Here is an 8,840-nt window from a genome sequence, read left to right as displayed (position 1 = left end):
GACAATTCACGCCCCCTGTGACGGACCGCTCACAGGGGGCGTGAATTGTCCCTTTTCACCCCCGCGTTCAGTGGTGTCGCGCACTTCCGGCCATGGATCGCGCATGTATCCGGGGCGCAGGGGCAGGTGCACCCGGTCTCCTGGGTGACGCCTGTGTGACCCGGAGATGTGGCACAGGAACGGAAGGTCGGTAACCGATCATGGCGGACAGTACGGAACTACGGGCGCGCGACACCATCCACGCGGGGGGTGCATGGCGAGCGGCCGTCTCGGGGGCCACGCGCGAGATCCTCGACCCCGCGGACGCCCTACCGTTCGCCGTGGTCGCCGAGGGTGACGAGAAGGACGTCGACCTGGCGGTGGCCGCCGCCCGGCAGGCCTTCGACGAGGGCCCGTGGCCGCGCACCTCCGCCGCCGAGCGGGCCGCGCTGCTGCGCCGCGTCGCCGAACTGCTCGTGCGGGACCGGGAGGAGCTCGGTCTGCTGGAGAGCCGGGACGCGGGCAAGACCCTCGAGGAGGGGCGCGTCGACATCGACTGCGTCGCCGACGCCTTCCGCTACTTCGCCGGCCTGGTCGCCGCCGAGGCGCCCGGCCGGGTCGTCGACGCGGGCTCGCCCGACGTCCACAGCGTCGTCGTGCACGAGCCGGTCGGCGTGTGCGCGATGATCACGCCCTGGAACTACCCGCTGCTCCAGGCCAGTTGGAAGATCGCCCCGGCTCTGGCGGCCGGCAACACCTTCGTCGTCAAGCCCAGCGAGATCACCCCGATGACCACCGTCGCGCTCATCGAGCTGCTCGTCGAGGCGGGGCTGCCGACCGGGGTCGCCAACGTTGTCACCGGGCCGGGCCACACCGTCGGCGCCCGGCTCGCCGAGCACCCCGACGTCGATCTGGTCTCCTTCACCGGCGGGCTGGCCAGCGGCACCAAGGTCGCCCAGGCCGCCGCCCCGGGCGTGAAGAAGGTCGCCCTCGAACTCGGCGGCAAGAACCCCAACGTCGTCTTCGCCGACGCCTGCGCCACCGCGGAGGGTTTCGACACCGCCGTCGACCAGGCCCTCAACGCGGCCTTCATCCACAGCGGCCAGGTCTGCTCGGCCGGTGCCCGGCTCATCGTCGAGGAGTCGGTCCGGGACCGCTTCGTCGCCGAACTCGCCCGCCGCGCCGAGAGGATCAGGCTCGGCCGGGGCACCGAGGAGGGCGTCGAGTGCGGGCCGCTGGTCTCCGAGCAGCAGCGCGCGAAGGTCGAGGCGTACGTCGAGTCCGCGCTCGCCGAGGGCGCGGTGCTGCGCTGCGGCGGCAAGCGGCCCGAGCCGTCCGCCGAGCGTCCCGAGGCCGGTTACTTCTACGAGCCCACCGTCCTCGACCGCTGCCACCGCGAGATGCGGGTCGTGCGCGAGGAGGTCTTCGGCCCGGTCCTCACCGTCGAGACCTTCCGCACCGAGGACGAGGCCGTCGCCCTCGCCAACGACACCGAGTACGGGCTGGCCGGCGCCGTCTGGACCGCCGACGCCGGCCGCGCCCGCCGCGTGGCCGGACGGCTGCGCCACGGCACCGTGTGGATCAACGACTTCCACCCCTACCTCCCGCAGGCGGAGTGGGGCGGCTTCGGCAAGAGCGGAGTGGGCCGCGAACTCGGCCCGGCCGGCCTCGCCGAGTACCGCGAGACCAAGCACGTCTACCAGAACCTGGCACCGAAGCCGGTGCGCTGGTTCGCGGGCTGAGCCGCAACCGCCGGACCGGCGCCGCGGCCCCCACGGGCGCGAGGACGCCCCCGTGATTCCCGGGCGGCGCGCAGGACGAACGCAAGGGCGCGACCGGGCACCTCCCGTGCCCGCGCCCCGCGCCGTCCTGCGCCGCCCCTCCCCGCGCCACCCGGAACGCCACCCGCAGCCACTCTTCGCACACCTGTCCCGAGTCCCGGAGGAGTACCCCTTCCATGTCCGACCACACCCGCGAACAGGAATACGACTACGTCGTCATCGGCGGTGGAACCGCCGGCTCCGTCATCGCCTCCCGGCTGACCGAGAACCCGGACGTCACCGTCGCCGTCATCGAGGGCGGCCCCACCGACGTCGGCCGCGACGACGTGCTGACCCTGCGCCGCTGGATGGGCCTGCTCGGCGGCGAGCTGGACTACGACTACCCCACCACCGAGCAGCCGCGCGGCAATTCGCACATCCGGCACAGCCGCGCCCGCGTCCTGGGCGGCTGCTCCTCGCACAACACGCTCATCGCGTTCAAGCCGCTGCCGTCCGACTGGGACGAGTGGGAGGCGGCCGGCGCCGTGGGCTGGGGCGCGGTGCAGATGGAGGCGTACTACGCCCGGCTCAAGAACAACATCGTCCCGGTCGACGAGAAGGACCGGAACGCCATCGCCCGTGACTTCGTCGACGCCGCCCAGGCCGCGCTCGGCGTGCCGCGCGTGGAGGGCTTCAACAAGAAGCCGTTCGCCGAGGGCGTCGGCTTCTTCGACCTGGCCTACCACCCGGAGGACAACAAGCGTTCCTCGGCGTCGGTGGCGTATCTGCACCCGGTGATGGACGAGCGCCCCAACCTCACGATCCTGCTGGAGACCTGGGCGTACCGGCTGGAGCTGAACGGCACCCGCGCCGAAGGCGTCCACGTCCGCACCAAGGACGGCGAGGAGATCCTGGTCAAGGCCCGGAGCGAGGTCGTCCTCTGCGCCGGGGCCGTCGACTCGCCCCGGCTGCTGCTGCACTCCGGCATCGGCCCGAAGGCCGACCTGGAGGCGCTCGGCATACCCGTGGCGCACGACCTGCCCGGCGTCGGCGAGAACCTGCTCGACCACCCCGAGTCGGTGATCGTCTGGGAGACGAACGGACCCATCCCGGACAACTCCGCGATGGACTCCGACGCCGGCCTGTTCGTGCGCCGCGACCCCGAACACGCGGGCCCCGACCTGATGTTCCACTTCTACCAGATCCCGTTCACCGACAACCCGGAGCGACTGGGCTACGAGCGGCCGGAGTTCGGCGTCTCCATGACCCCGAACATCCCCAAGCCCAGGTCCCGCGGCCGGCTCTACCTCACCAGCGCCGACCCGGAGGTCAAGCCCGCCCTCGACTTCCGCTACTTCACCGACGAGGGCGACTACGACGGCCGCACCCTCGTCGACGGGATCAGGATCGCCCGGGAGATCGCGAAGACCGAGCCGCTGGCCGGCTGGCTCAAGCGCGAGGTGTGCCCCGGCCCGGACGTCACCGGCGACGAGGAGCTGAGCGAGTACGCCCGCAAGGTCGCCCACACCGTCTACCACCCGGCGGGCACCTGCCGGATGGGCGCCACGGACGACGAGAACGCCGTGGTCGACCCCGAGCTGCGGATCAGGGGCCTGGAGGGCATCCGGATCGCCGACGCCTCCGTCTTCCCGACCATGACCGCCGTGAACCCGATGATCGGGGTGCTGATGGTCGGTGAGCGGGCCGTCGACCTGATCGGGGGCGGTGCCTGATGAGTACCACCGCCGACACCGCGGACCATACCCCCGTCTTCTCCGTCGACGGCCTGTGGAAGGTCTTCGGCCCGAAGGCCGACCGCATCCCCGGCGACCCGGAGCTCGCCGCCCTCGGCCCGGCCGAGCTGCGCGCCCGCACCGGCTGCACGGCCGCCGTCCGGGACGTGGGCTTCGACGTCCGCAAGGGCGAGGTCTTCGTCGTCATGGGCCTGTCCGGCTCCGGCAAGTCCACCCTGGTGCGCTGCCTGACCCGGCTGATCGAGCCGACCGCGGGCACCATCGCCATCGACGGCGAGGACGTCCGCGCCATGGACAAGGCACGGCTGCGCGCCCTGCGCCGCCACCGCGCCGCCATGGTCTTCCAGCACTTCGGCCTGCTGCCGCACCGCACCGTCCTCGACAACGTGGCCTACGGCCTCCAGATCCAGGGCGTGGGCAAGAACGAACGCCGTGAGCGGGCCGCCGAGGTGGTCGCCAAGGTCGGCCTGGCGGGCCTGGAGCAACGCAGACCCGCGCAGCTCTCCGGCGGCCAGCGGCAGCGCGTGGGGCTGGCCCGCGCGCTCGTCGTCGACCCCGAAGTGCTGCTGTTCGACGAGCCGTTCAGCGCGCTCGACCCGCTCATCCGGCGCGACATGCAGGAGGAGGTGGTCCGGCTGCACCGCGAGGAGGGCCGCACGATGGTCTTCATCACCCACGACCTCGGCGAGGCGCTCAAGCTGGGCGACCGCATCGCCCTGATGCGCGACGGCCGCGTGGTCCAGCTCGGCACCCCCGAGGAGATCGTGGGCTCGCCCGCCGACGACTACGTCCGCGCGTTCGTCCGGGACGTCCCGCGCGAGCAGGTCATGACCGTCCGCACGGCCATGCGCCCCGCCGCCTCCGCCGAGGAGGCCGGCAGCGGCCCGGCGGTGCGGCCCGACGCCACGGTGTCGGAGGCCATCGAGGCCGTCGCCCGCGCGGGCGGCCCGGCCCGTGTCCTGGACGGGGGCCGCTGCCTGGGCGTGGTCGACTCGGAGGCGCTGCTGGACGTGGTGGCGGGCGTGACCGCGGGCGGTCGTGCCGCCGGGGGCGCCCCCGGCTCGAAGAGCCCGGGGGAGGCACCGGCCGGGCTCCGTGTGCCGGCCGCCCTCGCCACCACCGGTGAGGAGCCGGTGTGATGGCGGCGATCACGGCAACGGCCCGGAAGGCCTCGGCGCCGGGCGTCCTGACCCGCCCGGCCGCGCGCAAGCTCCTCGCACTGGCACTCGTCGCCGCGATCCTCGTCCCGCTCGCCACCGCACGCTGGGCGAGCGGGAGCTGGCCCGAGGCACTGACCGTGGACGCCTCCGGACCGCTGGCCGGAGCCAGCGACTGGATCATCGACAACCGGGACTCCCACCCCCTCTTCCTGTACTTCTTCGGCCACGTCAGCAACCTCGTCGTCGTCACCGTACGGGCCGTCTACCTCGCCCTCCTCGCGGTCGGATGGGCGGGGGTGACCGCTCTCGCCGGACTCGTCGCCTGGCGGGTCGCGGGCATCCGCCTCGCACTCGGCACCGCCGTCGCGTTCCTCGCCTGCGGACTGCTCGGCATGTGGGTGCCCACCATGCAGACGCTCGCCCTGATGGTGGTCGCGGTCACCGCGTCCGTCGTCGTCGGCGCGCTGCTCGGGCTCGCCGCCGGGCTCTCCGACCGGATGGACCGCGTCCTGCGCCCGGTCCTGGACACCATGCAGGTGCTCCCCGCCTTCGCCTACCTCCTGCCGGTCGTGCTGATCTTCGGCATCGGCGTCCCGGCCGCCGTCCTCGCCACGGTCGTCTACGCCGCGCCGCCCATGGCCCGGCTGACCGCGCTCGGTCTGCGCGGCGCCGACAAGGAGGTGCTGGAGGCGGTCGAGTCGCTCGGCACCACCGCCCGCCAGCGTCTGCTGACCGCCCGCATCCCGCTGGCCCGCAGGGAACTCCTCCTGGGGCTCAACCAAACGATCATGATGGCGCTGTCCATGGCCGTCATCGCCTCGGTGATCGGCGCGGGCGGTCTCGGCGACCGCGTCTACCAGGCGCTGGCCTCCGTCGACGTGGGCGCGGCCCTCGCCGCCGGCATCCCGATCGTGCTGCTCGCCGTCGTCCTGGACCGGGTGACCGGCGCGGCCGGGGCGAACCTCGGCCAGGCGCCCAGGCCCCGCACGCACTGGCTGTACGTCGTGGTCGGCGCCGCGGTCGTGGCCGCCGCCGGACGGCTGACGGCACGCCTGGAGTGGCCCGACGGATGGGTCGTGTCCCTCGTCGAGCCGGTCAACCGGGCCGTCGGCTGGATGACCGACCACCTGTACTCGGGCGTCCCCGTCATCGGCGGCACCGCCGACTGGGCCGCACGCTTCACCACCTGGGTCCTCGATCCGATCCGCGACGGACTGCAGTGGCTGCCCTGGTGGTCGGTGCTGCTCGTCGTCGCCACCCTGGCCTGGCTGATCGGCACCTGGCGCACCGCGCTCACCGCCGTCCTCGCCATGGCCGCCATCGGGGTGCTCGGCGTGTGGAACCCGTCCCTCGACACGCTCTCCCAGGTCCTCGCGGCCGTCGCCGTCACCCTGGTCGTCGGCTTCGCGACGGGCATCGCCGCGGCCCGCAGCGACCGCGTCGACCGTCTGCTGCGGCCCGTGCTGGACGTGTTCCAGACGATGCCGCAGTTCGTGTACCTGATCCCGGTCGTCGCCCTGTTCGGCGTCGGCCGCGCCCCCGCCGTCGCCGCGGCCGTCGTCTACGCGCTGCCGGCCGTCGTCCGCATCACCGCGCAGGGGCTGCGCCAGGTCGACCCGGCGGCCCTGGAGTCGGCCCGCTCGCTCGGCGCGACCAGCGCCCAGCAGCTGCGCCAGGTCCAGCTCCCGCTGGCCCGCCCGGCACTGCTCCTCGCCGTCAACCAGGGCGTGGTCCTGGTCCTCGCCGTCGTGATCATCGGCGGCATGGTCGGCGGTGGCGCGCTCGGCTACGACGTCGTCTTCGGCCTCGCCCAGGGCGACCTGGCGACCGGCCTGGTCGCCGGTGCCGCGATCGTCTGCCTGGGCCTGATGCTCGACCGGGTGACCCAGCCCACCGAACGCCGTGCGAAGAAGGGAGCCTGACGTGCGACGCCGTACGACCTCCGCGGTGGCCGGAGCCTTCGCGCTCGCGCTGCTCACCGGCTGCGGTGCCGCCGACATGACCAAGCAGGCCTCGCCGTACGCCAACGCCCAGGGCGCCCGGACGGTGACCCTGGCGGTGCAGTCCTGGGTGGGGTCCCTGGCCAACGTGGCCGTCGCCCGGCACCTGCTGGAGCACGAGCTCGGCTACCGCGTCGACATCGTCCAGGTCGACGAGGTGCCCGCCTGGGACGCGCTCAGCCAGGGCCGGGTCGACGCGATCCTGGAGGACTGGGGCCACCCCGAGCAGGAACAGCTGTACGTCGAGGAGAAGAAGACGATCGCGCGCGGGGGCGACCTCGGGGTCACCGGGCACATCGGCTGGTTCATCCCGACCTACTTCGCCGAGCAGCATCCCGACCTGAAGAGCTGGAAGGACCTCAACAAGTACGCCGACCGGTTCCGCACCGCGGAGAGCGGCGGCAAGGGCCAGCTGATGGACGGCTCACCGGCCTACCTCACCCACGACAAGGCGTTGGTGAAGAACCTGGAGCTGGACTTCAAGGTGGTGTTCGCCGGCTCCGAGGCCGCGCTGCTCACCCAGATCAAGCAGTTCGCCAAGGAGAAGAAGCCCTTCCTCACCTACTGGAACACCCCCCACTGGCTGTTCGAGAAGGTGCCGATGACCGAGGTGATGCTGCCCCCGTACGAGGAGGGCTGCGACGCCGACCCGGCGAAGGTCGCCTGCGCCTACCCGACCGCCCCGCTGCAGAAGTACCTCAACGCGGACTTCGCGAGGGACGGCGGAGAAGCGGCGGACTTCCTGAAGAAGTTCGCCTGGTCGACGGAGGACCAGAACGCGGTCTCCCTGATGATCGCCGACCAGAAGCTGTCCCCCGAGGAGGCGGCGGAGAAGTGGGTGGACGGTCACGAGTCCACCTGGAAGAAGTGGCTGTCCTGACACCCGTGCGACGCGGGTGGCTCCGGGTCCACCGGTCACGGCGGTCCCGGGGCCGCCCGCGGTCACGCGCGGGCCCCGCTCACCACTCGGTGCTCCCCGGGGGGATCCGCCGGGCGACCATCAGCCGGTTCCAGCCGTCGACGACGGTGATCAGCCCGATCAGATGGGCGAGCCGGACGTCGTCGAAGTGCTTCGCGGCCCGCTCGTACACCTCGTCGGGCACGAAGCCTCCCCCCCGAGCCGAAGGCCCGGGAGGTGCCTCCGGTGAGGACCGTGACCGCCTCGGTCAGCGCCGGCGCGGCCCGCTCCCGCTCGTCGAAGACGTCCCCGGCCTCCTCCCAGGCGTCCAGCAGACCGAGCTGACGCTCGCTCATCCCCTGCTCGCGGGCGATCGCGAGATGCATGTCGAGGCAGAACGCGCACCGGTTGAGCTGCGAGGCGCGGATCTGGACCAGTTCGGCGAGCGCGGGATCGCCCAGCCCCTTCTCGGCGGTGGCGCTCAGCGCCAGGAGGGCGGAGCGGACCCCGGCGTCCAGGTGCGTCGTCCATGCCGTCACGCGTGCTGCCCCGGCTGGTAGTGGCCCGGCACCCGGCGCGCGGCCACGCCGAACCGGTTCCACGCGTTGATCACCGTGATCGCGGCGATCAACTGGGCCAGCTCCGCCTCCTCGAAGTGCCCGGCCGCCTTCTCGTACACCTCGTCCGGCACGAAGCCGTCGGTGAGGACGGTCACGGCGTCCGTCAGCTCCAGCGCCGCCAGCTCCTTCTCCGTGTAGAAGTGCCGGGACTCCTCCCAGGCGCTCAGCTGGACGATCCGCTCGACGCTCTCGCCCGCCGCGAGCGCGTCCTTGGTGTGCATGTCGAGGCAGAAGGCGCAGTGGTTGATCTGGGAGGCGCGGATCTTCACCAGCTCGCGCAGCCTGGCGTCGAGCCCGCGCCCGGCCGCCGCGTCGAGCCGGAGCATCGCCTTGAAGACGTCGGGAGCCAGCGCGGCCCAGTCCATCCGGGGCACGGGCTCGGCGGCGTACGCGGTGGCCGTCGTGGTGTCGTCGGTCGTCATGCCTCGACCCTAGGGACGAAGCAGCCCGGTTGTATGGTCCATTTCCATGGCGGAACGCTGGGCCACTCTGGGCATCGACCTGCACCTCGAACCGACCGGCCCGGGCCTGCGCCGCGGTCTGACCGACGCCCTGCGCGAGGCCGTCCGCACCGGCCGGCTCACCCCGGGCACCCGGCTGCCCTCCTCCCGCTCCCTCGCCGCCGACCTCGGGCTGGCCCGCAACACCGTCGCCGACGCCTACGCCGAC

The 8,840-nt window shown here is 72.7% G+C and carries 7 protein-coding genes and 1 pseudogene; 6 read left to right on the top strand and 2 right to left on the bottom strand.

Going from position 1 to position 8,840, the window contains the following annotated elements; genetic code table 11:
• Positions 1–200 precede the first annotated feature (200 nt).
• From B7L92_RS04395 to B7L92_RS04375, 5 genes are all read left to right on the top strand, one after another.
• Complete coding sequence (locus B7L92_RS04395) at positions 201–1,721, top strand: aldehyde dehydrogenase family protein (protein WP_081236169.1); 1,521 nt, start codon at positions 201–203, stop codon at positions 1,719–1,721.
• 215 nt (positions 1,722–1,936) lie between these two features.
• Positions 1,937–3,472: a GMC family oxidoreductase gene (locus B7L92_RS04390; RefSeq protein WP_081236168.1), complete on the top strand. Its 1,536-nt coding sequence runs from the start codon at positions 1,937–1,939 to the stop codon at positions 3,470–3,472.
• Complete coding sequence (locus tag B7L92_RS04385; protein ID WP_081236167.1) at positions 3,472–4,632, top strand: quaternary amine ABC transporter ATP-binding protein; 1,161 nt, start codon at positions 3,472–3,474, stop codon at positions 4,630–4,632. The genes B7L92_RS04390 and B7L92_RS04385 overlap by 1 nt, the downstream gene beginning before the upstream one ends.
• Complete coding sequence (locus B7L92_RS04380; RefSeq protein ID WP_081236166.1) at positions 4,632–6,575, top strand: ABC transporter permease; 1,944 nt, start codon at positions 4,632–4,634, stop codon at positions 6,573–6,575. The genes B7L92_RS04385 and B7L92_RS04380 overlap by 1 nt, the downstream gene beginning before the upstream one ends.
• 1 nt (position 6,576) lies before the next feature.
• On the top strand, positions 6,577–7,533 hold the full coding sequence (locus tag B7L92_RS04375; RefSeq protein WP_081236165.1) for an ABC transporter substrate-binding protein: 957 nt from the start codon (positions 6,577–6,579) through the stop codon (positions 7,531–7,533).
• Positions 7,534–7,612: 79 nt separating this feature from the next.
• On the opposite strand, the pseudogene B7L92_RS04370 reads toward B7L92_RS04375, so the two are convergent.
• Together B7L92_RS04370 and B7L92_RS04365 are read right to left on the bottom strand one after the other, a co-directional pair.
• A pseudogene (locus B7L92_RS04370) lies at positions 7,613–8,090 on the bottom strand (carboxymuconolactone decarboxylase family protein).
• Positions 8,087–8,593, bottom strand: coding sequence for a carboxymuconolactone decarboxylase family protein (locus B7L92_RS04365; protein WP_081236164.1), 507 nt, complete (start codon positions 8,591–8,593; stop codon positions 8,087–8,089). The pseudogene B7L92_RS04370 and the gene B7L92_RS04365 overlap by 4 nt, the downstream one beginning before the upstream one ends.
• A gap of 46 nt (positions 8,594–8,639) precedes the next feature.
• On the opposite strand from B7L92_RS04365, the gene B7L92_RS04360 reads away from it, so the two are divergent.
• A partial coding sequence (locus B7L92_RS04360; RefSeq protein WP_143626233.1) for a GntR family transcriptional regulator occupies positions 8,640–8,840 on the top strand: 201 nt, incomplete at its 3' end.

This window comes from Streptomyces viridosporus (assembly GCF_002078235.1).
Classification (GTDB): domain Bacteria; phylum Actinomycetota; class Actinomycetes; order Streptomycetales; family Streptomycetaceae; genus Streptomyces; species Streptomyces viridosporus.
This window is presented reverse-complemented; position numbering and strand designations above follow the sequence as displayed.

What these genes read in the sequence shown, in the direction of transcription:
- B7L92_RS04395 (WP_081236169.1), top strand. Translation starts at nt 201, where the DNA reads ATGGCGGACAGTACGGAACTACGGGCGCGCGACACCATCCACGCGGGG.
- B7L92_RS04380 (WP_081236166.1), top strand. Translation starts at nt 4,632, where the DNA reads ATGGCGGCGATCACGGCAACGGCCCGGAAGGCCTCGGCGCCGGGCGTC.
- B7L92_RS04385 (WP_081236167.1), top strand. Translation starts at nt 3,472, where the DNA reads ATGAGTACCACCGCCGACACCGCGGACCATACCCCCGTCTTCTCCGTC.
- B7L92_RS04390 (WP_081236168.1), top strand. Translation starts at nt 1,937, where the DNA reads ATGTCCGACCACACCCGCGAACAGGAATACGACTACGTCGTCATCGGC.
- B7L92_RS04365 (WP_081236164.1), bottom strand. Translation starts at nt 8,593, where the DNA reads ATGACGACCGACGACACCACGACGGCCACCGCGTACGCCGCCGAGCCC.